At 68.3% G+C, this 24,482-nt stretch carries 22 protein-coding genes and 3 pseudogenes; 14 read left to right on the plus strand and 11 right to left on the minus strand.

What is annotated here, in order from left to right; all coding sequences use genetic code 11:
• Positions 1 to 177: 177 nt before the first annotated feature.
• Positions 178 to 823: pseudogene (locus ACZ45T_RS32380) on the plus strand (transposase); the annotation flags it as partial.
• Between the two features lie 298 nt (positions 824 to 1,121).
• On the opposite strand, the gene ACZ45T_RS32385 reads toward ACZ45T_RS32380, so the two are convergent.
• Positions 1,122 to 1,979, minus strand: coding sequence for a class I SAM-dependent methyltransferase (locus ACZ45T_RS32385; protein WP_468447649.1), 858 nt, complete (start codon positions 1,977 to 1,979; stop codon positions 1,122 to 1,124).
• Between the two features lie 892 nt (positions 1,980 to 2,871).
• Between ACZ45T_RS32385 and ACZ45T_RS32390 the strand changes: the two genes are divergently transcribed.
• From ACZ45T_RS32390 to ACZ45T_RS32410, 5 genes are all read left to right on the plus strand, one after another.
• Positions 2,872 to 3,786 carry an aromatic prenyltransferase gene (locus tag ACZ45T_RS32390; RefSeq protein WP_468447651.1) on the plus strand — a complete coding sequence of 305 codons (915 nt, stop codon included), beginning with the start codon at positions 2,872 to 2,874 and terminating at the stop codon, positions 3,784 to 3,786.
• Complete coding sequence (locus ACZ45T_RS32395) at positions 3,783 to 4,598, plus strand: class II aldolase/adducin family protein (RefSeq protein ID WP_468447653.1); 816 nt, start codon at positions 3,783 to 3,785, stop codon at positions 4,596 to 4,598. Before ACZ45T_RS32390 ends, ACZ45T_RS32395 begins: the two co-directional genes overlap by 4 nt.
• A 107-nt stretch (positions 4,599 to 4,705) precedes the next feature.
• A complete protein-coding gene (locus ACZ45T_RS32400; RefSeq protein WP_468447655.1) occupies positions 4,706 to 5,899 on the plus strand; it encodes a cytochrome P450 in 1,194 nt (397 codons plus the stop codon).
• 586 nt (positions 5,900 to 6,485) lie between these two features.
• On the plus strand, positions 6,486 to 7,058 hold the full coding sequence (locus tag ACZ45T_RS32405; RefSeq protein ID WP_468447657.1) for an EF-hand domain-containing protein: 573 nt from the start codon (positions 6,486 to 6,488) through the stop codon (positions 7,056 to 7,058).
• 281 nt (positions 7,059 to 7,339) lie between these two features.
• Positions 7,340 to 7,489, plus strand: coding sequence for a hypothetical protein (locus ACZ45T_RS32410; protein WP_468447659.1), 150 nt, complete (start codon positions 7,340 to 7,342; stop codon positions 7,487 to 7,489).
• A gap of 22 nt (positions 7,490 to 7,511) precedes the next feature.
• On the opposite strand, the gene ACZ45T_RS32415 is transcribed toward ACZ45T_RS32410, so the two are convergent.
• A complete protein-coding gene (locus tag ACZ45T_RS32415; protein ID WP_468447661.1) occupies positions 7,512 to 7,844 on the minus strand; it encodes a hypothetical protein in 333 nt (110 codons plus the stop codon).
• Between the two features lie 1,425 nt (positions 7,845 to 9,269).
• Here ACZ45T_RS32415 and ACZ45T_RS32420 point away from each other — a divergent pair.
• Positions 9,270 to 9,725, plus strand: a complete 456-nt coding sequence (locus ACZ45T_RS32420; protein WP_468447663.1) for a hypothetical protein — start codon at positions 9,270 to 9,272, stop codon at positions 9,723 to 9,725.
• A gap of 432 nt (positions 9,726 to 10,157) precedes the next feature.
• Positions 10,158 to 10,502, plus strand: coding sequence for a hypothetical protein (locus tag ACZ45T_RS32425; protein ID WP_468447665.1), 345 nt, complete (start codon positions 10,158 to 10,160; stop codon positions 10,500 to 10,502).
• Positions 10,503 to 10,602: 100 nt separating this feature from the next.
• On the opposite strand, the gene ACZ45T_RS32430 is transcribed toward ACZ45T_RS32425, so the two are convergent.
• The 5 genes from ACZ45T_RS32430 to ACZ45T_RS32450 all read right to left on the minus strand — a co-directional run bounded on the left by ACZ45T_RS32430 (position 10,603) and on the right by ACZ45T_RS32450 (position 14,480).
• Positions 10,603 to 10,848, minus strand: coding sequence for a nitroreductase family protein (locus tag ACZ45T_RS32430; protein ID WP_468447667.1), 246 nt, complete (start codon positions 10,846 to 10,848; stop codon positions 10,603 to 10,605).
• Between the two features lie 15 nt (positions 10,849 to 10,863).
• The gene (locus ACZ45T_RS32435; RefSeq protein WP_468447669.1) at positions 10,864 to 11,226 is read right to left on the minus strand and encodes a hypothetical protein; all 363 of its coding nucleotides are present in this window, start codon (positions 11,224 to 11,226) and stop codon (positions 10,864 to 10,866) included.
• 317 nt (positions 11,227 to 11,543) lie between these two features.
• Positions 11,544 to 11,921: a peptidase inhibitor family I36 protein gene (locus ACZ45T_RS32440; RefSeq protein ID WP_468447671.1), complete on the minus strand. Its 378-nt coding sequence runs from the start codon at positions 11,919 to 11,921 to the stop codon at positions 11,544 to 11,546.
• Positions 11,918 to 12,676 carry a hypothetical protein gene (locus ACZ45T_RS32445; protein WP_468447673.1) on the minus strand — a complete coding sequence of 253 codons (759 nt, stop codon included), beginning with the start codon at positions 12,674 to 12,676 and terminating at the stop codon, positions 11,918 to 11,920. The genes ACZ45T_RS32440 and ACZ45T_RS32445 overlap by 4 nt, the downstream gene beginning before the upstream one ends.
• A 271-nt stretch (positions 12,677 to 12,947) precedes the next feature.
• The gene (locus ACZ45T_RS32450; RefSeq protein WP_468447675.1) at positions 12,948 to 14,480 is read right to left on the minus strand and encodes an outer membrane protein assembly factor BamB family protein; all 1,533 of its coding nucleotides are present in this window, start codon (positions 14,478 to 14,480) and stop codon (positions 12,948 to 12,950) included.
• Between the two features lie 141 nt (positions 14,481 to 14,621).
• Between ACZ45T_RS32450 and ACZ45T_RS32455 the strand changes: the two are divergent.
• Positions 14,622 to 15,184: pseudogene (locus tag ACZ45T_RS32455) on the plus strand (transposase family protein); the annotation flags it as partial.
• A 128-nt stretch (positions 15,185 to 15,312) separates the two neighbouring features.
• A pseudogene (locus ACZ45T_RS32460) lies at positions 15,313 to 16,136 on the plus strand (SDR family oxidoreductase).
• 197 nt (positions 16,137 to 16,333) lie between these two features.
• On the opposite strand, the gene ACZ45T_RS32465 reads toward ACZ45T_RS32460, so the two are convergent.
• Positions 16,334 to 16,978 carry a dihydrofolate reductase family protein gene (locus ACZ45T_RS32465; RefSeq protein WP_468447677.1) on the minus strand — a complete coding sequence of 215 codons (645 nt, stop codon included), beginning with the start codon at positions 16,976 to 16,978 and terminating at the stop codon, positions 16,334 to 16,336.
• 857 nt (positions 16,979 to 17,835) lie between these two features.
• On the minus strand, positions 17,836 to 18,120 hold the full coding sequence (locus ACZ45T_RS32470) for an antibiotic biosynthesis monooxygenase (protein ID WP_468447679.1): 285 nt from the start codon (positions 18,118 to 18,120) through the stop codon (positions 17,836 to 17,838).
• 756 nt (positions 18,121 to 18,876) lie between these two features.
• On the opposite strand from ACZ45T_RS32470, the gene ACZ45T_RS32475 reads away from it, so the two are divergent.
• The 4 genes from ACZ45T_RS32475 to ACZ45T_RS32490 all read left to right on the plus strand — a co-directional run bounded on the left by ACZ45T_RS32475 (position 18,877) and on the right by ACZ45T_RS32490 (position 23,303).
• Complete coding sequence (locus tag ACZ45T_RS32475) at positions 18,877 to 20,256, plus strand: cytochrome P450 (RefSeq protein WP_468447681.1); 1,380 nt, start codon at positions 18,877 to 18,879, stop codon at positions 20,254 to 20,256.
• Positions 20,257 to 20,426: 170 nt separating this feature from the next.
• Complete coding sequence (locus ACZ45T_RS32480) at positions 20,427 to 21,470, plus strand: polyprenyl synthetase family protein (protein ID WP_468447683.1); 1,044 nt, start codon at positions 20,427 to 20,429, stop codon at positions 21,468 to 21,470.
• A gap of 25 nt (positions 21,471 to 21,495) precedes the next feature.
• Positions 21,496 to 22,566, plus strand: a complete 1,071-nt coding sequence (locus tag ACZ45T_RS32485) for a terpene synthase family protein (RefSeq protein WP_468447685.1) — start codon at positions 21,496 to 21,498, stop codon at positions 22,564 to 22,566.
• A 290-nt stretch (positions 22,567 to 22,856) separates the two neighbouring features.
• Positions 22,857 to 23,303 carry an SRPBCC family protein gene (locus ACZ45T_RS32490; RefSeq protein WP_468447687.1) on the plus strand — a complete coding sequence of 149 codons (447 nt, stop codon included), beginning with the start codon at positions 22,857 to 22,859 and terminating at the stop codon, positions 23,301 to 23,303.
• A 115-nt stretch (positions 23,304 to 23,418) separates the two neighbouring features.
• Here the strand turns inward: ACZ45T_RS32490 and ACZ45T_RS32495 are convergent, their stop codons facing one another.
• Both ACZ45T_RS32495 and ACZ45T_RS32500 read right to left on the minus strand, forming a co-directional pair.
• A complete protein-coding gene (locus ACZ45T_RS32495) occupies positions 23,419 to 23,820 on the minus strand; it encodes a cofilin family protein (RefSeq protein WP_468447689.1) in 402 nt (133 codons plus the stop codon).
• Between the two features lie 195 nt (positions 23,821 to 24,015).
• Positions 24,016 to 24,291 carry an isoamylase early set domain-containing protein gene (locus ACZ45T_RS32500; protein WP_468447691.1) on the minus strand — a complete coding sequence of 92 codons (276 nt, stop codon included), beginning with the start codon at positions 24,289 to 24,291 and terminating at the stop codon, positions 24,016 to 24,018.
• Between the last annotated feature and the right edge of the window lie 191 nt (positions 24,292 to 24,482).

A 24,482-nucleotide genomic window follows, 5' to 3' on the forward strand; every position in this document is an offset into this window, starting at 1 on the left:
GAGTTGCCTGCGCGTCACGACCACAGTCCTACCGGGTTCCGCCCCGCGAAGAGGCCAGAACCCAGGAACTGATCACGACATCACACAGGCCCTAGAGCAGGCGAATCTGGCGGGTGCCACCCTGTGTTTTACCGCCAGCTGCGCCAACCTGGATGGAACGATCTTCCGCGGCGCCCCTTTGGGGTGTCCAAGTCGGCAGCGGACCGCATCATCGACCACCTCGGGCCGATGCTCGCCCTCCAGCCCCGCAAACAAACGGTTCGCCAAGGACGCCGTACTCATCGTGGACGGAACCCTTGTCCCGACCCGGGACCACACCGTGGCCGAGCAGTCCAAGAACTACCGGTACTCAACCAACCACCAGGTCGTCATCGACGCGGACACTCGCCTGGTGGTCGTTGCGGGTCGGCCTCTGCCCGGGAACCGCAACGACTGCAAGGCGTGGGAGGAGTCCGGCGCGAAAGCCGTGGCCGGCAAGAGCATGACGATCGCCGACGGCGGCTATCCCGGCACCGGACTCGTCATACCCCACCGCCAGCGCAAGGGCGAAGACCTGCCCGGTTGGAAGCAGGAGCACAACAAGTCCCACAAACAGGTCCGCGCCCGCGTCGAGCACGTCTTCGCCCGCATGAAGACCTGGAAGATCCTCCGTGATTGCCGCCTCAAGGGCGACGGAGTCCACCAAGCCATGCTCGGCATCGCCCGGATGCACAACCTCGCCTCTCCGGATAGGCGAGCGACCCCGACCGCGGCCCACCATGCCCGAGGCACCTCGGAGATCATTTACGGGACAGCCCTTAGCCGACCACACCTCAGTCCCTGACCTCACCCGACGGCGTCGGCGCTGATTCCTCATGGCCGCGTGGACATCCCGCTTCCGCTCGCGGTCCAGTACCTCACCCGCGAGCGGAAGAACGTCACTGCCTGCCTCGCTCCACGAAGCTGGACAGGCTGATCAGCTTGACGTCGTCCTTCCATACCTCGCCGCCGCCCACCACCAGCGGCTTGCTCATGCGCCAGGTCGACACGGCTTCGAGAACGGCCCGTTCGAGAATCAGCGCCTCCTGGTAGTCCGTCGTGTTGAAGGAGTCGATCCATGCCCCCGCCGACTGATGCTGGGGTCAGATTCCAGCCATCAGTAGGTCCTCGCCGCTTGATGGGCGGAGACCGTCGGTGCGGTCGGCGAAGTAGTGGCGGGCGATTGCGGATCCCCGTAGGTGTCGGGGGTTCTCGAGGCCGGCGGCTCGGGCCAGTGCGAGCATTTCGTGTGGGGTGTAGGAGCTGATGAACGGTGCTCCGATTGCGTGCGCGCGTTCTTTGCTCATGCGGAGGCCGGGGCGGTCTGCGTCGTCGAGGAGTTCGATCGGCAGCAGGAAGGTCATGGCGAGCGTAGAGCCGGGTGCGAGCTCGGCGATCTGCCGCAGGGTGGCCATGGTGGCGTCTTTTGTGAGGTACATGGTGACGCCGGTGGAGACGACGACGGCGGGGCGCCCGGGGTCGAAGCCGGTCGCTCTCAACCGCTCCAGCCAGTCTTCACTCGCCTCGAAGTCCACTGACACCAGGTGCAGCCAGTCGGGGATGCCGTAGCCCAGTTCGATCAGACGACGGCGCTTCCAGGCCTGCGGGCCGGGCCGGTCGACCTCGAAGACGTGTAGGCGGGAAGCGACCTCCGGTCTGCGCTGCGCGAAGGTGTCCAGGCCGGCTCCCAGGATGACGTATTGGGTGACGCCGCAGTCGGCTTGTTCGGTGATCAGGTCCTCGATGAAGCGGGCGCGGGCCACGATGGCCGCCCGCAGAGCCCTGGTGGTGCGAGGATCCATGTCCGGGCGGCGGCGCCAGTCGTCGGAGGGAGCCGCCAAGTGCAGGCCGATCTCGTCTGCGAGCACGTGCGGCGGTGGGTCGTCCTGGACGTGGATAGCCCGCCAGAGGGCGGTCAGCACCGCAGTGCTGTCGGGCATCGCGACCTGCTTGTCCGCCATGAGGCGCCCCTCTCGTCGTGGTCGGTTCTCGGCGGGAGTTTGGAGGATTCGACGGGGCTGTGCCCCATGTCGTTCGGCGGCTCCTGCCCTCAAGGTGTCCCTCGAAGGCGCAACCTACGTCGCTCGCGCCATGTTGCCTCCCATACCCGCCACGGCCGCGGCTTCCCGCTCCTTTGCGTCGTCGCCCCCGCTTCGTCCCGGCTCGATCAGGCCGGGCCCGGTGGGACGCCGGTTCGCCAGTTGCACCTCGTCCCGCAGCCCATCGGGGCCGTGGAGACGGAGACTCGACGGAATCACGTTCGAAAGAAACCCCCGGGCTCGCCCTCCGGGTCGATTTCGCTGCCTGGAACCTGGCTCGAACGCCTCGCCCCATGTCCGAAGCGTAGTCCGGACCCGAAAGGCTGGGGCGCGCCAACGGCACTGGACTGATGTGCGGATAACCGATGGCGAAGCCTCTGTGGTGACAGCCGGGCGCGCGACGATGCGGGAATGCAAATGAAAACCCCGCCCGCTCACTCGGTGGGGTGAATGCGGCCAACCTGGCTGGCACATATGCCATTTCAGGGTGCAGGCTCTACTTCCGTGCGCTCCCCGACGGGCATTGCGCTCGCGTCCGCACCCGGCCCACTCTGTGGTCGCCGCACGAAGATACCGCTTGAGGGCCATCGAAAGAATCGACTGAGGACCGGCCTCTCGACGTGCACAGGCCCGCAGAGCGCAACTACGCTGCACCGCCCTTGGGCCACGCCCGGAGTGAGGCCACCGACCCCATCCCGTAGCAGGTGACAGGCCCCTCACACCCCCGGTCCGAAACCGCACGGCTCGAACGGCCGGGGAACCGGACCCGTTTCGGCGCGGGCATCTCACCTTGAGAAAGAAAGAGCAGGATGCGATGAGCAGTCAGGCCTTCGACAAAAATCAGTTCTTCGCCGATATCTGCACCACCGCTGCGACCCTCGGTTCCCCCGTGGCGCCCGCCGCGACGAGGCGGGTCCTGGACGTGTTCGAGGAGAATTTCCGGCAGGGTGCCGTCCTGTGGAAGACGACCGAACGACCCGGTGATCACCTGAACTACAGGTTCTTTTCGCGTCTGGTCACCGACGTCGTTTCCCAAGCGATCGACGGTGATCTACTGCGGCCGGATCATCCACTAGTACCGTACGCCGCGACGTGGACGAAACGCTTCGACGGTTCCGTGCAGTCCGGCGACTTTTCTGCGGGATCCGGATTAGCGAAAACCTGGATCTTCCTCGGCGGTCCCCGAGCCACTGCCGACGTGCTCGCCGACACACCCTATGAGTCGCTGATCGACCGATTCGAAGCACTGAATTGTCGACACATCCGGTTCGCCGCCATCGACTGGAAACATCGAACCCTCAACTGGTACTTCCGCGTCCGCGGCCCGCTGACCCGCACGGAGCTGTCGAGGGCCGCGGATTTCGTCGGCAGTCAGGACGTACCTGCCGGGGTCGCCGACACCGTGATCGGCAATATTCCCACCGACTACTGCATGGCCGTAACCGTCGATCACGAGACTCTCGCGCCGGTGCGGACCTGCTTTTACGCCCTGAAGATTCCGCGTGACGCGATGCCGGACATCCCGAGCCGCATTGGACAATTCCTCGACGCCGCACCCAACCACGACCCCGAGGAATGCAACGTCCTGGGATGGTCGTTCGGGAAGGCCGGCTCGTACGTCAAGGCGGAACGGTCCTACACAGGGAGCATGGAAAGCATCGTGACCGAGTGGGGCTCGTTTCTGCACGGACAGCCAAGCCACGACCCGTCCTTGCTGAGCGCGCGATGAACCTCGACAACATGCCCGGAGAGGGCTACTTCCGCACACCCCCGACCTTCGCCGACCACGCCGGCCACCGGGCCCACCTGAAGTACCGCCAGACGATCGCCCTGCGGTACTTCGCTTCGCTCGGCTTCGACCGGGACGGCCTTGCCGGGCTGATCACCGTCGCCGATCCCGAACACGCCGGGACCTACTGGTGCAACCCCCTGGCACACCCGTTCTCCACCATCACACCAGACGATCTCATCCGGGTCGACGGCGACACCGCCAAGACCGTCGAAGGAAACCGCGACGTCAACATCGCCGCGTTCAAGATCCACGCACAGATCCACGCCGCACGCCCGGACATCCGGGCAGCCATTCACCTGCACACCGTCTACGGCCGCGCCTACTCCGCCTTTGCCCGCAAGCTTCCACCACTGACCCAGGACGCCTGTCCGTTCTTCGACGACCACGAGGTCTTCGACGACTTCACCGGCCTGGTCCTGAACGACGAGGACGGCCGCAAAATCGCCAAAGCCCTCGGACGAGGAAAAGCGGTGATCCTCAAGAATCACGGGCTCGTCACGGTCGGTGAGACCCTCGATTCAGCGGCCTGGTGGTTCACACTGCTCGACACCTGCTGCCACGTACAACTCCTCGCGGACGCGGCGGGAAGCCCGGCCGCCATCCCCAACGACGCGGCACGACTCACCGCCGCCCAGCTGGGCGGCGAACTCATGGGCTACAACTGCTATCAGCCTCTCCACGATGCCACCGAGGCCCGCAATCCCGACCTGCGGGAGACCCCGTCCCCGCCCGCTCCGTCAGCACCGTGAATTCCCGCCCCCCGAGCGCGACAGCCCCGTCACCTCCCCGTTCGGCCACGCCCGTGCATCCCACACCGCAAGAGCCGCACCCTGGCCACGAACACCGGAGACACTTCATGTCGACAGCATCGGCATACGCCTCCCTCCCGAGCATCGACGAGTTCCTCGACCGTTCCGACGTTCCCGCCTGGGATGCCTTTGCGGAACTGCCCCACGGCCTGCGCGCGGCACGACTGCGGGATTGCGTCGTACTGCTCCGTCACGCGGATGGCAAAGCCCTACTCTCGAACCGGAACATCCGGCAAGGCCTACTGGACGAGGTCCTGCAACCCGGAATCGATCCGCGCTACGTCGCACGACGGCGGCAATCCCTGCTCCAGCACGACGGAGAACAACACGTCCGGGAGCGCCACTACGGCGCGCTTGCCTCGTCCCACGCCGCGATCGAGAGCCTACGGCCCGTGATGCGCCGCACGATCAACCGTCTCCTCGACGACATCACGCCGGGTTCCGTGTGCGACGCGGTGGCACGAATCGCCAACCCCTACCCGGTACCCATCATCTGCGCAGCCCTCGGTGTTCCCGTGGCCGACCACGCGCTCCTCACCGACGCCATTGACGTGGCCAGCAGCGCCATGTTCAACCCGGCGATCTCCCATGACGGGACGCAAGGTCACGACCGACTCGACACTTACGTCGAACGGTTCGTGACCGACCGTTCCCACGAACGGGGCGACAACCTCCTCAGCCGCCTTCACGCCATGCAGACGGACCTGACCGATCACGAGATCACCATCCTGGTCTCAACCCTCATCGGGGCCGGCACGCACACCCCACGACTCCAAGCAGCCATCGTCCTGGAATTCCTCGCACGCAACCCCGAAACATGGGAAATGCTTCGAAACGATCCCGACACCATTGCCGGCGCCGTCGAGGAGATCATGCGACTTCGACCGGTGGTCAGCATGCTGCGCCGGAATGTGACTCAGGACATCGACCTCGGCGGCCTTACCCTCGTCGCTGGCACCCGTCTCCTCGTCGCCATCAGCACCATGAATCGCGATCCCGACGTTTACCCGGAACCCGATTCCTTCGATCCCGCCCGAGACAAGGCCACAGCGCATCTCGGTCTCGGCGCCGGCTTCCACTACTGTCTGGGGGCACAGCTCGGACGTGCCGAACTCCACGAAATGCTTAGCGTTCTCACCACCCGAATGAAGACCGTCACGGTTGCCGGGGACGTCGAATGGAGGGCACCGACCGGCTTTCAGGGCCCGACTCGGCTCCCACTTGCCTTCACCGCCGTATAGGGGACCGATGCCGCCGCTGCGCGACCACCCAGGGAGGTCGGTTTCCCGCAATCATCGAATGCGGCCCGACAGGCGACAATGGGCCCTTTCCAACCTCATGCTGACGCGTGGAGAAGGATGAGCACGGCCTGGATCATCGCAGTGACGCAGTTGGCAAAGGCTCCATGCATGGTGACGTGCCGCGGCCAGGTCGTGGGTGCTGCTGTGGGATCTCAGATCCCCTGTCATTTCGAAAGGCTGTGACCTGCGGCGCTACGGATCGCTGGCGGCCGCGGCGACCGTCCGCCAGGAGGGCCGTCGACCGACGTGTCGGCGTACGGCGCGGTGTGCGCATCCCTTCGAAATGCATGACCGCTACCGGACCGGACCGGACCGGACCGCTCACAGACCTCACATTTACTCGAAGGTCAACTGACGTCCGGCCGAAGCCCTGTCCAATGATCAGATGACTGCGTCGTCTTCCCAACATGGCTTGTTCTGCCCTCGGCCAGTCGAGTGAAGCGGTGCCGTCTGGGCGTGGCCGATCCTAAATCATGAACACGCAGGTGCAGGTGATCAGTACGGATTCGAGAGAGAGCAGGCGCGCATGTCCCAGAGCGTGAACGTGAGCGGCGATGTACTGGACCAGAAGTTCCGGCAGTTGTTCCGCACGTTGGACGCCGACGGCGACGGGATCATCGATCGCGACGACGTGCTGGCCACGGTGACCCGGATGATTGAACGATTCAGCGTGGAGGAGGGCTCGCCGCGTGAGGCGGCCGTCCGCATGGCGTTCTCCCGGTTCTGGGAGAAGGTCGAGCAGGCCATCGGCGGGGACACCAGCAGCGGGATCACGCCCGACCAGTACGTGGCCGGCCTGCGCTCGCTGTTCGCCGGCAGCCAGGACGTCTTCGAGTCCCTGGCCGCTCCGCTGGGCGACGCCCTGCTGGCGCTGGCCGACATCGACGGCAACGGGGAACTCTCCAAGAAGGAGTTCCACACGTTCCATTCCTCGCTGAACATGTCCGACGCCGAGATCGAGGCGGCGTTCAGGGCGCTGGACCGTGACGGTGACGGTGTCATCTCGCGCGAGGAAGTCATGGCGGCCCTCCGCGACTTCTACACCAGCGACGACCCGAACGCCGTCGGCAACGCGTTCTTCGGCGGCATGCTGTCGTGACAACGGCACCACCGACAGGCCCGGCAGCCGAGTTCCGGCTGCCGGGCCTGTCACTTCCCTTCCCGCCGCCCCGCACCGCACCGACGCCCCACTGCTGCGGGCGGAGGCTTGCCGGTGGGCGTTGCAACAGGGGCTGATCAGCGAGCGCGGTCACGACCGTTTGCCGGGTCCCTGCGCGCGAAGATCGCCGCCGCCCACACACACCATCACCTGGAACTGGAGCGGCAGGCCCGGCCCGCCCCCGGCCGGGTCACCTGGCAGGTCTCCATCACTGGTACCAGTTGACCGAGCACTACGCGGACGACCAGCGCGCCGACCTCTTCGAACTCCTCGTCACCCGGCACCTGCACGACCCCCACCCAGTCCACCACATCGCCCTCGGCGAGGACGACTTGCCGGAGCTGATCGCCCGGTTCACCGTCGGAGGATGAACCGACCAGTGCGCGGCGCGGTCTATGCGGCTGCAAGGGCTAGCAGTTCTCGAACCCCATTGGCCGAGTTGTAGGGCTGAAAGGCTGGGAGGAGCTCTCGGACGAGGTGTTCGCAGCGGGGTGCTCCGATGCGGCGGGAGAGGTGCAGGGCTTCGGTGGCGGCTTGGGCTGCGCGCTCGAGTGCCTTGAGCTGGAGGTGGCTGGCGGCCTGGTAGGTGAGGAAGACGCCGCGGGTCTTGTCCCGGGTAGTGGGCAGGAGGGCCTGCCCGTCGGAGATGAGCTGGTGGGCTTGCGGGGTTTCACCGAGGTCGAGGAGGGCCTGGCCGGAGCCAACGGCGAGGTCGGCTTGGGACATCCAGGAGCACCAGGCGGGCAGAGGGCGTCCCGTCGTGCTCCGAGGTGGTGTTCTGCCGCCTTCAGCGCGCGGAGGGCGGGCCGCTTCTCGCCTCGAGCGGCGAGGGTTCGGGCGAGGCGGAGGTGGAGGAGGGACCGCGCGGCGGGGTGTTCAGTGCGGGTGAGGGCGTGTTGGAGGAGGCCGGCTGCGGTGGTGCACGCCTCCCACCTGGTGGTTTATGACAGGAATGTGGAAGTGACCCGGCACGAGCGTCTGATCGCGAAAAAGAGGGCGGCTGCCGCCTGGATCTGGACCACTACCTGGAGGCCCTGATCCGCAAACCGGGTGCCTTCCCTGGCGCGACTGCGCTTGAACAGGCCCGTTTCGCAGGCAAGTTCACCCCAGTCCATGACGCCGGGTGGGCCGCCGCCGTCAAGGCCCACGGAGACACAGCCGGCACGAAGGCACTGATCGAGGTTCTGCTGCTGGGCCGCCACGTCTCTCACGCCCGGTAGTCCTGGATCGGACACCAGGAGGCATGTGACCCGCCAGCAGGTCTGACAGCTCCCCCTCGTGAAGACTGCACGAACGGCACTCGCACGACCTCTGGCCGTCTCGCTCGCTCTGGCCACCGCACAAGCCGACCCGAAGGTCATCGATTGCACGCAGGTTGCAGCGTCCCCCGGTGGCGTGACGAATCCGTCTACTGCAGTTTCGTCTCCGCCATCACGACCAGCTGCACCTCGAAGGGCCCGTCGGCGGCACGACCGTTACCCCGTCGGCTCCGGGCCTGTGGACCACACCGGGCTCACGGCAATCCACTCGCGTGGCGTTTCCCCGTCCGCGTACGGTCTGCGCACGACGAGGACCACGCCGGCCAGACCTGTGCCCGTGGAGGCCATGTTCGCGGAGCCGGCCGCCAACCGGGGCCGGGCGACCCGGCTGCACCCCGGGCGGGGGCGGCCCGGCATGCGCGACAGCCATGTCGGCGGGCCGATGTTCCGTGGGCCCGGCGCCGACCTGACCGCTCTTGGGCAACACCCCCCGAACCGGCACGCCCCCTCGGGTTCTTCGCCGACTCGCGACCTCCAGATGCGTCACCGTCCATCCCGCTCCGGCCGGGTCCGCCCATACCCGCTCGCGGTGCCGACGGACCCGGCCGGGCCACGGCCAGCACCGCCCCATACTCGCGGCCCGCGATGCATCCGGCGAGGCCCGCCATGCCCAGCCTCGCCCCGCCGGGCCACCACACCAAGGCTGCCCCCCTGACCGGCAGCCCTCGTGCCGCACCGAAGGCGTCGGCCTCCTGGGCCGAAAGTGTCATGGGGCGGCCGTGGGGAGTTCAGGTCTTGATCATCCCGCGTTCTAATGAAATGTGAAATATCACATGTCATTAGAACCGCCTAGGAGCCCCCTGGACGGTGATCCATGACAAGGAGAACCCCGATGAACCGCTTAGCGCTTCTCGCCGCCGGCGTCGCAGGCCTGGCCGTTTACGCGATCACCCCTGCCGGCGCCGCCGTCCTGCCCGCCGGCACCATCGAGACCGTCACCTCCTGCGGGAACTCGGGTCTCCAGGCGGGTCTGGCCACGCGGGTGTGCGCCGACATCACCGGTACCACCGTCGAGTTCTACGGGACGGTCGGACTCGCCGGACCGCCCTCCCCGGGCAGCCCGGCACCCGTCGCGAGGGAGCTGTTCACGACACTCTCCGCAGAGGTCCTCGGCGGCACCGCGCCCGACACGCAGGCCAAGCCGGTCATCTTCACCTCCTCGACCCTCCAGGTACGCGGTCTGGTCAGCACCGTCCCCTGCGGCTCGACCATCCGCGCCACCTTCGGCGTGGCCTCGTTCCCCTGGGCGGCCAACCCGGTGGCCCACCAGGTCACCGTCACCTGCTGAGAGTTCCCCCGCGCGCAGATGGTGACCTGACAGCAGAGCCGCGAGGGCAGCGCGTCACCCAGCAGGTGACGGCGCCCTCGGACGCCGATCAACCTGCTCACCGGAGGCGACCCCTGGGTTCATACCCCGGTGCCGGCCCGCGAGGGCCTCTGGCCACGCACCCGCGTGTGGCACCACCGGCCAAGGGCGGGGGTCCTCCGGCGCAGTGCCGCTCGCGGCGGATGCGGGCCTGGCGGCAATGACGGCGGCGTACCTGGCGCCGGTCCCGCCCTCGCCGCGGTAACCCTCGGAGGGCTACCGCGGCGGGGGTGACGCAGATCCCGAATTCTGGCCCCGCCCGGAATTCCGTGATGGACGGACATGGGGCAAGCCTTCCGGTTCACCCTCGACCGCCGCGGGGCACGAGGCACTGGCACTCCGGCCGCCCGTAGGATGAACGTTCACGCTGATCGAGCCCGCGCAGTTGAAGGTCCCCAGTCGCGCGCGGACGACGTCGACGGCAACGGTCGGTGCCGAGTTGGCCACTGCCACACCGAGGCCCTGCTCGCCGCCCGGAGGCGAACCCTGGACGGACCGCTGCCCCCGACGGCGTACGCATACCCGTGCGAGTACGCCGAGCGGGCCGAGGAGCGGCGCCAGCAGGACGAGGAGGCCCAGCTCTGGCTCGGCGAGCCCGAACTCGACTGGTACGAGCAGCAGCGGCGCGACGAGGAGGAAGAGGAAGCCGCGTACTGGCGCTGGGTCGTCGACGCCAAAAACGAGATCGAAGCCGAGTAGTAGGGCACTCGCCCCTGCTGGCCGCGCGGTCGAGCGCGTCGGCGAATTCGGCGAGCAGCGCGAGGTCCGCTTCGGCCACCTCAAGGGTGGTCGGGTGGACTCAGCTCTCTTCGGCTGCGTCCGTCGTTCGCAGCCAGACCTCCTCGGCTGGATCGAATTCGCTGGTGTTCATCTTGTGTGCGCGCCAGCCGAAGCCGCAGATCGCCAGCGGGCCTTCGGCCAGCGGGTCCAGGCCGAAGCGGTGCTCGATGTCGATCTCGTTGATCGCCGAGGTCACGAAGGCGCCGAGGCCGAGTTCGGTCGCACTCAGGTATAAGGTCTGGGACAGGTGCCCGCTGTCGAGCACCAGGGCACCGTAGGCCTAAGCAGGGGCACCAGCAACGGGAGCTGATCGGCCACGGCGGTCCGGGCGGCGCCCGGTGCCACGCTGTACTCGTCCTCGCTCTCGGCCATGCCCGCCGAGCAGCGCCAGGACGTCTGCCGTGCGGTGGCCGGCCGCCGCGATCCCGGCCAGGAACGGCACCGCCTCCGCGCTGGCGGTGTAGACGGTCCCCTGGTGCAGAACGCTCCCGTACAGCTCCGACAACGCCTCATCCGCCGCATTGGCGTCGGCGCCGGTCAGAGCCCGCAGCAGATCCGGAACGTCCTCCGCGCTGCCGTACGCGGGGGAGAGGGAAGACCAGGGCCGGGTATCCAGGCCGTCGAGCGGGTGTACGAGATCCATGCGGAGCATGGTGCCAGCCACTTCTGACATGACCCGGCCATCCAGCGTGCTCACCCGGGCCAACCAGAGCGCTCACGGTCCGACTACGGGGCTGACCGCTCTTCCGTGATGGCTGCGCCTGGACGAGACTCCTACTGGGACGAGGCGGACACTCGGCCCGCACATTTCGCCCTTCGCCACGGTGTGTCGCGGTCGGGCTGATGAGTCCACGCTTGGGTGCGGACTCGTGCGGCTCAATGGCCGGGACCGTCGCCCGGGGCGCACCCGCATGGGGCCCCGGACGACGCGTCAGATTGATTGCCGGGCACGGGCTCGATTCAGCAGCTCATCGTCCAGGTGTGGGAGTCCCCGTTGTCGTTCGCAGCTCCGTTGTAGCCGACCTCCTGGCCGGGGGTCAGGCAGATGGTCATGTGGCCGCCCTGGTGTGCCCGGGAGTACACCTTGACGTGGTCTTTGATACCCGGACCCGAAATTCCGTGATTGGCCCACGAGGAGTCCTCGTCTGCGATGTAGCTCTCCCACCAGCCGTCATCGCCGGACCAGTTGGCGCGCTGGCCACCGTAGTCGGCATCCGTCCAGGCGCAGAAGTGTCCGCTGGGGCAGTCGGCTGCACCGGCCGGAGTGGAGACCGTCAGGGCTCCGGTCATCGCCAGGAGCGCCGCGGCGGCGGACGTAATGATGCGCTGCATGGTCATGAGGGGTGGTGCCCTTTCGGTTCGGTCGGCCGCAGATCGGTGGTTGGTTCGGTTCTCCGACTGGGCCCCTGGGGAGCCTGTGCGTCGGCGGTCAGGTTGACGGCGCGCTGCAGGGCGATCGTGCGCAGTTGTCGGTAGGCGGTCAGTTGTTCGCGCCGCTCGGTACGTACCTTGGCCAGCAGGGTGGGCTCCAGACGGGATTCGACATCCGCCAGGCCGCTCTCACGGTTGCAGCGATCGGTGACGGCCGGGTCCGGCTGGTCCGGGCGCGTTCTGGACAGGTGTCCGGCGCAGCGTTCCCAGCGAGCCATCGCGGCGCGGTGATCGGGGTCGGTCGTCATCCGGGCCTGCGCTTCCGCGCGCAGGTTGTTGACGACCACCTCGGCCTCGAACCACCGCTTCTGATCGCCATAGAGGACGCGCTGCGCGTCGGCGAGGCAGCCATCCGTGTTGGCGGTGACGGTGTAACCGGTGGGAAGGGTGAGGGACAGCTCGCGGGGGTCAGTGCCGAAATAGGCGGCCTGGAATCGCTTGTCCTGGGCGGCAGCCGCCTTCGGGCGTTGCTGTGGGGACGGCACGGTCAGCCCCTGCCCGGAAAGACAGCGAGTGACGAGGGCAAGCTGCGCGGACTTGATGAGGTCATCCCGGGCATGTTCGCCAGCCGGGATCTCGGGGTGGGATGCGGCCGGACGATCGACGCAGCTCGTCAGCAGAAGCGCCACCGTCGCGCAACAGACGACGCGGATCAGACGCATGGTTCAACCGACCTGGCAGTCAACCGTTCCTCCAGCGACGCCGTCGAGATGCGCACGCTCCGCGCTACGACGGTGATGATCTTCCTCACTACCGGTGAACGATCACCGCGGCCGAAAGTCACACCCCAAGCGCGCCGTGGCCAACACACTTACGAAAGGCGTAGTCACAACGGAAGAGCGGTCAGAGCCCTTCAGTTGGCGGGCTTCGCCAACCGAAGCGTTCACAGGTCAGACGAGTGACTTCGGGTAGCGGCGGCGCGTGCAGAGGCCGTCATCTGGTGGCGGAGTAGAGGAGGATTCGGCCCTCGCGGGTGCCGATGAGCAGGCGACCCGAGAGGGCGACGGTGAGTGCCGTGGGTATCACTGTCACGTTTCCGAGGGTGAGGTGGTGTCGCCAGAGCACGGTGCCGTCGTCGATGCAGAGAGCGACGATCTCGCCGTCGTCGTAGGCGATGAAGACAGTGGTCGCGTCGGCGTCGAGCGCGGTGGCGGAGCGGTCGGTGCGAAAGACCCACCGCGGTGTCCCGTCCGAAGCCTCGCGACGTACGACGAACGAGTCACCGGGCTGCTGTCTCTGCCTGAAGACCCTGCCCGCGTGGATCAGGCTCCCGTCGGCGGCTTCCACGCCGGGGCCACCGAAGTGCTCTTCACCGGGGACCCAGGAGTAGGGGAACAGAAGCCGTACGTTCGTTGCCGCCGGCTCGGCCGGTCGACCGGACCCTCGTCCGGGCTTCAGTTCGGCGGCGGCTACCCACGGAACTCCAGGATTTGAACGCCGGGTGCCCTCCTGCTTCACGTAGGAGAGGAAACAGGCGTGGTTGGCGTGCCGGATATGAAAGAGGTACCTGCTGGCGACGGGCACACCCCGGATCCAGTACCCGGAGGGGGCGAGGGCCGGATCGCCGTTCGCCGCACTCGACAGCGATACGTAGCCGGACGGTGCGACCTGGTCCACTTGCGCACCGTCCGCCAGGGACAGCCGGACCACGGACTGCGGGCGCCGGTCGTGCCTTTCGGGGTGTACGAGGGAGACCCAGGCTGAGCTCTCGTCCCGGGCCACGGCGATCTCGCGGCCCCCTTCTTCGTCCGGGACGGCCCATTCCCGTTCCCCCGACGGAAGCCAGCACTCCAACTGCACCCCGCCGAGCGTGGCGAGGATCCGGCCGTCCGAGAGCTCCTCCACTGCCTGAACAGTGAGACGGGGCTCCCAGTCTGGGCTCAGCTCGGTCACCAGCTCATGCGCGGCTGCCCTGCCATCGGGACGGGGCGCGGATACTCGGGGTCCGGCCAAGTCGTAGGGCGTGATGGACCTGGGCGGCACCAGAGTCCAGTCGGGTCGCAGTACCACGGCGATGTGACCGTGCGTGTGCGCTTCCTTGTCCTGCCAGTCGTCGGGCGGGGCCATGAGTACGCGAAGTCGCTGCTCGTCGAGCCACTCCAGCGCCAGGACCTGACGCCCGTCCCCATGCTCGAAGGCCGAGACGGACGTTCCCGTCTCCAGGTTGAGCAGGAGCAGGTCACCGGAGAAGAAGTACCCGCCGTCGTAGGAACCGGTTCCGACGGCGAGCAGCGGCAGCGTGGGGTGGAAGGCCATCGCCTGCACGACGAGGCGAGAGCGGATCAGAGCGCGGCAGGACAGGGTGGCGGTGTCGTAGACGCCGACCGTCGGGTGATTGGAGAAGCCGTGCGTACCCGCCACAGCGAGCAGCCCCCGCCGTCCGTCGGCCACAGCAAGGGCGGGGTGGCCGATCTCGGCGAAGGAGCGGTCGCCCAGAATCTGGTCGACCGAGAACGAGAAGGTCATGGGTACGATCTTCGCAACGCCCTACAGAGGAGGAAAGCCAAAACCTTGGCCTACGGGCCGCACCCGATCTCAGCCCCGAGGACGCCCTCCGACAGTGCTGGAGGGTGTTGCAGAAGGCTCGGTGCGGGGCATTTTCCCTGTATGGGCGGGGTGTTGCGGGCTGAGTCGTTGTGGGTGGAGACGTTCACCGGGTTGCGGACGGACCGGTCCGAGCGGTTGTCGAGGGTGGTGCGGGAACGGCCCGGGTGGTGGCCGGCCGTGGTATTTGCCGCTGGCGGACCGGGTCCTGCTGGTGCCCGTCTACTACCGCACCAATCCGACGATGCGGCATCTCGCCCCGCTCTTCGGCATCTCCCCGGCCACGGTCTGCCGGGGCATCCAGCGGCTTCGGCCACTGCTTGCGCTGGAGCCGGCGCCGAAGCCGGTCTCCGGCGTGGAAGGGCTGTGGATCGTGGACGCACCCTGATCCCGGTCCACGACCGCACCGTCGGCGCGTCTGCCCGTAACTACCGGTTCTCGGCGAACGTGCAGGTCATCATCCATGCCGACACCCCCTGGTGATCGCGTCGGCCCGTCCGGCGCCCGGGAACACGGCCGACGCCCACGTCTGGCGGGAGTCGGACCTGCCCGCGAAAGCGGCCGGCACCACGGTGATCGCAGACGGCGCCTACCTGGGCACCGGGCTCATCGTGCCGCCGCAGAAGGGCCGGATTGGTCCGGGCCCTGCGTTCGCTCGTGCGGCCGGGCACGGATCGTTGCCGCGTGACACCCTGGCGGGGCCTGTCCAGCGATCTCGGCCCCGCCGCCGTGTGGCCCCAGTAGCGTGGGGCTCATGACGGTGCTGATCATCGGTGGCAGCGGGTTTCTGGGCACGGAGCTTGTCCGGCAAGGAAGTTCAGCAGGCCGGGCCACGGCCGCCACATTCCACTCCCGTCCGGGCGAGCAGGTCAGCGTGCCCTGGCATCGCCTGGACCTCCGTGACCCCGTCGGCCTGGAGTCGGTCCTCAATGCGGTGGCGCCGAGCGTGGTGATCAACGCAAGCAGCGGCAACGCGGACTGGGCGATCACGGCTGAAGGGAGCATGCACCTCGCCCTCGCCGTCCGAGAGCGGAGCATCCGGCTCGTCCACGTGTCCAGTGACGCGGTCTTCTCCGGCAGCCAGCAGCTCTATGACGAGACGCGCCTCCCGGACCCCGTCACGCCATATGGGGCAGCGAAGGCGGCGGCTGAGACCGCCGTACGGCTCCTCGTCGATGGCGGGGCCGTCGCCCGCACCTCACTGATCATCGGTGACGGCCAGTCATCGCTGAGCGCATGGTCCACGCACTGGCCGCGGGCAGGCAGGAGGGGGCCCTGTTCACCGACGACATCCGCTGCCCGGTTCACGTGCACGATCTGGCCGCGGGCCTGTGGGAACTCGCCCGGTCCGATGCGACAGGCATCTTTCACCTGGCCGGGCCGGACGCCGTCACCCGCCACGAACTCGGCGTGCTCATCGCCCAGCGGGATGGACTCGAAGCCTCCGCACTACCCTCAGGACGGCGCGCCGACACGAATCTGACGGGCGGGCTCAGGGTCGTTCTCGACAGCCGCGTCACCCAGCGACACCTCGGTATCCGGCTCCGCGGCGCCCGAGAGTTCCTTCAGGGCAACTGAGCCGTTCCCCGGCGAGTGGGCTTATGTCGCGGTGGCTGAGCGCGCTACCCGGCCCTGATGGACAACTTCGATGCTCAGATTCCGGTCGCCTCACCACGCTGCGGTCTCTCCGGTCCCGGGCAGGGTGGGCAGCTGGGGCGGCTGGTATCCCTGTGCCCGTTCCGCAGCGGCACGGCCCCCACCAGGCCCGGGGGGCCTCAGTCGTCGCTTCCGGCACCGCGATCGGGTGCGCTCATGTCCCCCGTCGCGGGAGTGCCGTCGGCGAGCCCGTAGCGCAGGTAGACGGTGCCCTTCGGGCTGGCTACCGGGGGTGCGAGGAGCGTGACGTTGGTGGGCACCGCGCCGTCGTCGAACACCTTCTTCCCGACGCCGAGCACGATCGGGTGCAGCCAGAGGTCGAGACGGTCGAAGAGCTTCTCGCGCAGGAGGGTCTGCACGAGGTTCAGGCTCCCGACGACCTTCACGTGCTCGTGCCGGTCACGGATCTCACGTACCGCGTCGGCGAGGTCCGTGCCGAGCTGCGTGGACCCGGCCCACGAGAGGTCGGGCCTGCCGCGAGAGGCCACGTACTTCGGGACGCTGTTGAAGAGCGTGGCGATCTCGTTGTCCTCGCCGCCCTCCTGGTGAGGCCAGTAGGCGGCGAAGATGTCGTACGTCCGCCGGCCGAGGAGGAGGGCGTCCGTGCCCTCGTACGCGGCCCCGACCTGCGCCCCGGCGACCTCATCCAGCAGGGGCGCCTGCCAGCCGCCGAACGGAAAACCCACCGGGTCCTCGTCAGGGCCGCCAGGCGCCTGCCCGACCAGGTCGAGGGTCGCGAACAGCTCGATGTGGATGAGGCCCATGACTTACTCCCGATGAGTCGGTTGTCTCCGTCAAGAGATAGACCTGCCGGTGCCCGCAGACTCATCGCCGCGACGCCGACTTCACCCAGTCGGCCCACCTTTCCCGATGATCTTCTACTGACCCAGATCTGCGTGATCCAGACCGGCTGCCCGCTACGAGAAGTCCACGCCCAGCTCCTCAAGGACGGCTACACCCGCGTACTCATCGCTCCGGCCTGTATCCGGCTTGAGGGAGACGAGCACCCCCTCCATCCACAGCCATACGGCGGGTACGCACCGCCACGGCGCCGAACTCCTCAGCGAGTTCGTCGGACCTGCTCCTGCCCCATCTGTCCAACTGGAAGATGCGATCCGCACCTTCTATACGACAATCGGCCTGCCCGTGCGACCTACGCATTCCATCCCACGCGCCAGGGCAGTAACACCAATGTCCCCTCGCGCCGAGGCCGCTTTGCATACCCTCGCGCACAACCAAACCTTGACCTCGCCCCGGGCTCGCGCAGTCGGGTGGAAAATCACCCCTGACGCCGTGCGCCTGCACGTCGGGTCGGCAGGCGACAACCTCTCACACTCGGAAGTCCTTGAACTCCACGCCTCGCTCACAGCGTGGCTCCGGCTATGCCCCCGGGGCTCAGCAGGCTGAGCCCTCGCGAGCGCCGGGCCTTCCCATCCTCTGAGCCTGCGGACATCAACCCAGGCGGAACCCGGCGAGCCCCTCAGCGGAAATGCCTGATCGACGAGCTCGAAGAGCTACTGTGCTTATCGGGACCCCGCCGAATCCCCCCCTCGGCGGGGTCCCCCTGCACGCCTGGACCGGCAACGCGCAGGGGAAAGCAGCCGCTGCCCTGCGGCTGTAGTCAGATCAGAGATGCGATTGTGAAGTGTCGCACCTGAAGTGGCGCCACGAGGTACTCGTCCTCGCCCGGCAGAACCACAGGCTGGTCACGCCAGTGCTCGCCGGCGAAGCCGACCAAGTCCTCCTCGCTGCGCCAGCGACTGACGTACAGCAGCGAGTCGGGCGGCGCGAGCAGTACCTCGTGGTCGACCAGCCCTGAATGGCGACCAGGAAAATCGCGCACCGCGGAGACGATCCAGTCGTGGAACGCTTCGAAGCGTTCAGGACGTACGCGTGCCTCACTCACCCTCACGATCATGGCCGCCAGCCTGGCACGCAGGCAGCCGCGGCTCCAGCCTCGTGCCGCTGCGGAACCGCCAGTTTGCTGGTGCTGCTCCGGACCGAGGCCGCTACCGGCAACGGACTTGACGTCCTCTCAGTAACGCCAGGCCGATCCGGTCTGGCGTTACTCGGCAACGGGGATGGGCGCGACGCCTTCCCTCATCTGGTCGTCGTACAGGTGTCCGTCGAGGTGGTCTGGTCGATTTCGTGGTGGATGAGCCGAGCCAGGCCCTGCCGGTAAGTAGTGGTCGCCGTGGCCCCGTCGAGGTCGGTGGTCTCGACGGTGATGTCAGGGGCCTCAGGACGAGGCCGCGGACGTCGAAGAAGGACAGGCAGCCTTCGATCTGCTCGTCCGTCTCAATGGACCTGGCGTCAGCGTGCCGAGGCTGCCGGTATCGACGGTCCGGCAGTCCCAGACCGAGCAGTTCACCGGGACCCAGGCGTGCCGGCGGGTGACCATGACTCGGCGGGCCCGATGCGGAGCGCCCCTGTGGTCACCTCCACCAGGGGCATCGGCTCCCGGTCTCGCTGCTCGGGGGTGGGGCAAGTCGTATGTGGTCGGCGAGATCTTTGGACGGTGGCGGCGGTGCCGGCCGGGCCGCTTGCCGGGGCCGCCTGTCGTGGCGATGCGATCATTTGCCTGACCGGCAGCGTCCCAGCGTCCTAAGGTTTGCCGCGTGGACGTCAACGAAGGGCTTCGGTGCCGACTGTGGCGGAGCGGATGTCAGGTCGGGTGGCGGACGCACCGGGGGCGTGGCCTCTCCTCGGGCACCTTCCGCAATTGCGGCGCGGGCCGTTGGAGTTCATGAAGTCGTTATCGGGCCACGGTGGCCTGGTCCGGATCCGACTGGGTCCGGTGCGGGCGTACGTGGTGTGCGAGCCGGGGTTGGTGCAGCAGATGCTCCGCGAGCCGGCGGTGTTCGACAAGGGCGGGATGCTCTTCGACAAAGCCCGCCAGATCGTGGCGAACGGGCTGGCGACCAGTGCGTGGACCGAACACCAGCGCCAGCGTCCGCTGGCGCAACCCGCCTTCACGCGCGCCCGACTGAAGGCGTATACACCGGTCATGGCTCACGAGGCCGACGCACTGATCGGGACGTGGCAAGCCGAACGGCCAGTCGACGTCGTGGAACAGATGGTGGCGTTGTTCGCGCGGATCACCGCACGCACCCTGTTCGGTTCCGACCTGGACCAAGCGTCCATCGCGACCGTCCAGCATGCCATCCCCGTCGTCACCGAGGGCGTCTACCGGCAGATGACCGCACCGCTACGGGTGTGGGAGAAGCTGCCCACCTCCGCCAACCGGAAGTACCATCGGGCGGCGGCGGACCTGCACGCAGTCATCGACCAGCTCATCGAGGAGCGTCGGGGCGACAAGGGTGACCGCCCCGGCGGTGAGGACATGCTGTCAGCGTTGTCGGAAGCCCGTGAGGGCGAAGACAGGCTGAGCAAGGCAGAGGTCCACGAGCAGATCTTCACGTTCATGATGGCCGGAGTCGAGACCACCGCAACCGCCATGTCCTGGACCCTGCACCTGCTCGCCCGGCACCCCGAAGTCCAGGAGCGCCTGCACGCCGAGATCACCAGCGTCCTCGCAGGGCAGGTGCCCGCCGTCAAGGACCTCTCCCGCCTGGAGTACACCCGCGGCGTACTGACCGAGGCGATGCGCCTGTACCCGCCGGTCTGGCTGCTCACCCGGGCCGCGACCGCCGATGCCAGGCTGGGCGGGTGGCGCGTCCCGGCGGGGAGCGCCGTGGTGTTCAGCCCCTACATGCTCCACCATGACGCGCGGCTGTTCCCCGATCCCGAGCGTTTCGACCCCGATCGCTGGTGCTCCCAGCGTGGCGACAACGCAGGTCAGCGCGGCCTGTTCCCGTTCGGTGGCGGCGCACGCAAGTGCATCGGTGACGTCTTCAGCCTCACCGAAGAGATGATCGCCCTCGTGGCGATCAGTACCCGATGGCGCCTGACTCCGGGGCCTGGGCCCGAGCCCCGGCCGGTCGCCAAGGCCGTGCTGACGCCCGACCGCGTCATCGTCGTCGCCCACCCGCGCCCTTCCCCGGCCCACGACGATCGCGGCCCGGGGCCTGACCGGCCGTAACAGGAACGCGCGCATACCTGTTCCGCATCCGCTCATCCGACAGCGTCGGTCGCGGCGCCCAACCGCGCAGCGATCCACGTCTGGACCCGCCCTGCCGTGCACCTCACCGGCCGGGTGGCCCGCACGCGCGCCCTCACAGCCCACCACGACCGCACAGACAAGGAGCCAGCATGGCATCGCAACCGATAGCAGTGCCCCGGGCCAGATCCGCAAGCCAGATCCTGGCCGGTGCCGCTCGCGCGGTCGACCCCGCCCTGCGCCAGGCCGCCCGCCACTTAGCGCCACCAATACGTCGCCTGACGGACTATCATCTCGGCTGGACCGACGCCGAGGGGCGCCCGGCCGCCGTGCCGGGCAAGGCCCTGCGCCCGGCGCTGGTCCTCCTGGCGTGCCGGGCCGTCAGCGGTCCAACGGCCCGGGCGCTGCCCGCTGCGGTCGCGGCCGAACTGGTCCACAACGCCTCCCTGCTGCACGACGACGTCATCGACAACGATCAGCTGCGGCGTCACCGACCCACCATCCAGGCCCTGTTCGGCACGCCGGCGGCCATTCTGGCCGGCGATGCGTCGTTCTTCCTCGCCGTGCAGACCATGGCACAGGCGCCCGCGCCACTGTGCGGCACCGGCCTGCAGTGGCTGACAGCAGCCGTACAGGAGCTCATCGACGGCGAGTACGCCGACACAACCCTCGAACAGCGCCCCGATCCGGTCAGCCCGAGTGAGGCCGCCGCGATGGCCGCGGCGAAGACCGGCTCGCTGATCGCCGTCTCCTGCGCCCTGGGGGCCCTGGCGGGCGGCGCCGACGCGCAGCGCACCGCCCATCTGCGTGATTTCGGCACGCACCTGGGCCAGTGCTTCCAGCTCGCGGACGACATCCTCGGCATCTGGGGCGATCCGGCGGTGACGGGCAAGCCACGCCTGGCCGACCTGCAGGCCCGCAAGAAGAGCCTGCCGGTTACGGCCGCGCTGTCCGCAGACAACGAACCCGCCCGCGAACTCGCGGCCCTGTACGCCACTTCCCGCCCGCTGGGCTCCGACGAACTCGAACGGGCCGCCCACCTCGTCGAGGCCGCCGGCGGACGCGACTGGGCCGTCGGCCAGAGCCGCCACCACCTCGGTCAGGCGCTGGAACACCTGCGCGCAGCCAACCCCGAGCCGGCGGCCGAAGCCGACCTCACCTGCCTTGCCCGCCTCGCCGCCGACCGGACCCACTGAAACCCGCACCCCAAGGAGCACGCCCGTGACCGCCCCCGCCGCCCCCGCCGCATTCGCACTGCCCACCTTCTGGGCCCCGATCACCCCCCTCGCCAACGCCGATACCCAGGCCATGGCCGAGGAGATCGGCCACTGGCTCCAGCAGACCGGGGTGTGCCCCGACGCCGAGCACGCCGCCCTGATGGGCACCGTCGGCGCCTACGGCACCGCCGCCACCATCCCCTCCGCCACCGGCCTCAGCGCCCGTACCATGGCCCGCTACATGGCCTGGGGCTTCGCCCTGGACGACGAAGGCGACCGCGCCGGCACCTCCGAAGACAGCCTCCACCAGCTCATCCGCCGCGCCGCCCGCCTGGTCCAGATCATGGAGACACCCGACGCCCTCACAGCTGATGACGACCTCTGGGTCCGCGCCTGGGCCGACATCGCCCAGGACCTGCACTCCATCGCCCACCCCTCAGCCCTGCGCCGGGCCATCGACGGATTCCGCGGCTACGCACTGGGCATGGTCCACGAAGCTTCCCTCCAACGGACCGCCACCCTGCCGTCCCTCGACGACTACCTCGCCTTCCGCTACGCCCACGGCGCAGGCGATGCCGTGGCCGCCATGGTCGAAATCTCCACCGGCGCCGACATCCCCGCCCACGAGATCGGCTCGCCCGCCGCACGCGCCGCCACCCAGACCGCCCTGACCATCGCCCTGCTCGACAACGAACTCCTCTCCCGCCACAAGGAGACGGAACGCGGCGAATACGACTGCAGCCTCATCCGCGTCCTGCAGAACGAGGACCCCCACCTCACCCTCCAGGAAGCCGTCGACACGGCCAACGCCCTGCGCAACCGCACCCTGGACACCTTCCTCAAACTCCGCGACACCCTCCACCCCAACGCCAGCCCCCAACTGCGTACCTACCTCGAAGCCCTCGGCCACCTCATCGCAGGCGTCACCATGTGGACCGCCACCTCCCCCCGCTACACCAGCGACACCTCCCCGACCGACGAACCCCGACTTTCCGACACCGACACCGACACCGACCAGTACCGCCCGCTGACCCTTCCGATGGACATCGCACGCTGGAACCGCCTCACCGAATGAAGCGGAACGGGACAGGGCAGCGCGCCCGGGCCACAGGCTCGGGGGTGCCGGCGATCCGTGCGGTCAAACGGGCACTCGGCCCAGTCGTCGGCCTGCTGCCTGGGGCCGGCTTCTGCTCCGCCGCGAGGCCGCTCGCCGGGACGCCGGAGCCGGGGACGGACTCGGCGGCCCTGGCTGCCGGGGCAGGCGCACGGTGAGCGGGCACGGATGCGGGTGCCCTGTGGGAGTCGGGGACAGGCCCGAGACCGCCTGGCTCCCGCTTCACCACCCAAGATCAAAGGAGACAGGTCATGTCACAGGTCAAGGAGTCCATCGAGGTCGACGTTCCGGTCCGTACGGCGTATGACCAGTGGACGCAGTTCGAGTCGTTTCCGCAGTTCATGGACGGGGTGGAGCGAATTGAGCAGCGCACGGACACGCTCACGCACTGGGTGACGAAGATCGCTGGCGTCGAGCGGGAGTTCGATGCGGAGATCACGGAGCAGATCTCGGATACCAAGGTGGCGTGGGTGACCGTCGGAGGCGAGAGCGAGCAGTCGGGCCTGGTGACCTTCCAGCCCATCGATCCCACCCATACGCAGGTCACGCTGATGGACTTCGACCCCGAGGGGATGGCGGAGAACCTCGGCGACAAGCTCGGCTTCGTCGACCGCCAGGTCAAGGGCGACCTGAAGCGCTTCAAGCACTTCATCGAAGACCGCGGATCAGCCACCGGACAGTGGCGAGGCCAGGTCTGACAGCGCTCGCCGAACCCGCCCGCAGGGCAGGTTCCGCCCGAGCCAAAAGCCAGGCGGCTGCCGCGCAGAACACGCGCGGCGGCCGCCGGTGCGCTCGGCTGAGGCTGCAGAGTCCTCAGCCGGCCAGGTCGACGAGCCTTCGGTACGCGAGCTGGTCGGCCCGCCGAGCGGTGAGGTGGACGTGAACGTCGGCCAGGTACTCCTTCAGGGCGCTGTACCCGGACGCGTACGCCTCCTCCTGCTCGCTGGCGTCCGGTGGCATCCAGAAGATCAGCAGCAGGGTGTTCCTTCGCATGCCCTCAGGGCTGGCGAAGGACAGCTCATGGACGACCAGCCGCGGCTCGTCCGCAGGCAGGGCCTGCACCAACTCGTCAGGGGTCAGGTTTTCCTCGACCTCCATCACCAGGACGCCCGGGACGTCCGCGTAGCGAAGTGTCACGGTGTTGATCTCCCGTTTCTCCCGCAGATGGTGCAGGGCAGCAAGGGAGCTTTCCGAAAGGGCGATCGGGCTGCTCACAGGCGTCTCACCTCGGTGCTGGTCAGGACCTGGGAATCAGGCGGCAAGGGGTTGTCACCGTGGTCCTGCCGAACGAGAGGACATGAATCTTCCGCACTGGCGCTGGTGGCTACGGGTTCGACGAGCGGGCGGCCAGGAAGGCAGCTGCACGGCCAGCCGGGGCGGGTCGGGGCAGGTCGGTCGGCAGGCCGGTGGTCAGGTGTGGATGCGGCTGTTGGTGCCGTCGTGGCTGTCGGCGTGTTCGTCGTCGAACCAGTAGTCGCCGGCCGCGAGGTAGCGGAAGGAGTGTGCGCTGTGGGCGGGGAGGGCGACGGTTGCGGCACGGGTGCCGTCGCCGCGGGGCTCCAGGGGGTGGGCGGCCGGGTTCCAGTGGTTGAAGTCTCCGACGACGCTGACGGGCCCGTCCGGAGTGTCCTCAGGGAGGATGAAGGTGACCTTCGTACGGCCTTTGAGCTGCTTGCGTTCGAGCACGGAATACTCCAGCCACGAAGAAGGGGGAACTGGCCCGCGCATCCTCGCGCCGGCGTGCGTGTAGTGCGGCGGTACAGGGCCGTGGACTGGGTGGAGGTCACCCGGGTGGCCGTGAGCCGGCTGTCGCCAGGCCTGGCGGTTCCGACCTCCACGATCGGCGCTCCATCCGCCGCGACTGGGCCGGCACCACC

It is taken from the genome of Streptomyces sp. NPDC030995 (assembly GCF_055571215.1).

Coding starts and splice junctions, on each gene's coding strand:
- ACZ45T_RS32385 (WP_468447649.1), bottom strand. CDS start 1,979: ATGGCGGACAAGCAGGTCGCGATGCCCGACAGCACTGCGGTGCTGACC.
- ACZ45T_RS32390 (WP_468447651.1), top strand. CDS start 2,872: ATGAGCAGTCAGGCCTTCGACAAAAATCAGTTCTTCGCCGATATCTGC.
- ACZ45T_RS32395 (WP_468447653.1), top strand. CDS start 3,783: ATGAACCTCGACAACATGCCCGGAGAGGGCTACTTCCGCACACCCCCG.
- ACZ45T_RS32400 (WP_468447655.1), top strand. CDS start 4,706: ATGTCGACAGCATCGGCATACGCCTCCCTCCCGAGCATCGACGAGTTC.
- ACZ45T_RS32405 (WP_468447657.1), top strand. CDS start 6,486: ATGTCCCAGAGCGTGAACGTGAGCGGCGATGTACTGGACCAGAAGTTC.
- ACZ45T_RS32415 (WP_468447661.1), bottom strand. CDS start 7,844: ATGTCCCAAGCCGACCTCGCCGTTGGCTCCGGCCAGGCCCTCCTCGAC.
- ACZ45T_RS32420 (WP_468447663.1), top strand. CDS start 9,270: ATGAACCGCTTAGCGCTTCTCGCCGCCGGCGTCGCAGGCCTGGCCGTT.
- ACZ45T_RS32425 (WP_468447665.1), top strand. CDS start 10,158: ATGAACGTTCACGCTGATCGAGCCCGCGCAGTTGAAGGTCCCCAGTCG.
- ACZ45T_RS32435 (WP_468447669.1), bottom strand. CDS start 11,226: ATGGATCTCGTACACCCGCTCGACGGCCTGGATACCCGGCCCTGGTCT.
- ACZ45T_RS32440 (WP_468447671.1), bottom strand. CDS start 11,921: ATGACCATGCAGCGCATCATTACGTCCGCCGCCGCGGCGCTCCTGGCG.
- ACZ45T_RS32445 (WP_468447673.1), bottom strand. CDS start 12,676: ATGCGTCTGATCCGCGTCGTCTGTTGCGCGACGGTGGCGCTTCTGCTG.
- ACZ45T_RS32450 (WP_468447675.1), bottom strand. CDS start 14,480: ATGACCTTCTCGTTCTCGGTCGACCAGATTCTGGGCGACCGCTCCTTC.
- ACZ45T_RS32465 (WP_468447677.1), bottom strand. CDS start 16,978: ATGGGCCTCATCCACATCGAGCTGTTCGCGACCCTCGACCTGGTCGGG.
- ACZ45T_RS32475 (WP_468447681.1), top strand. CDS start 18,877: ATGTCAGGTCGGGTGGCGGACGCACCGGGGGCGTGGCCTCTCCTCGGG.
- ACZ45T_RS32480 (WP_468447683.1), top strand. CDS start 20,427: ATGGCATCGCAACCGATAGCAGTGCCCCGGGCCAGATCCGCAAGCCAG.
- ACZ45T_RS32490 (WP_468447687.1), top strand. CDS start 22,857: ATGTCACAGGTCAAGGAGTCCATCGAGGTCGACGTTCCGGTCCGTACG.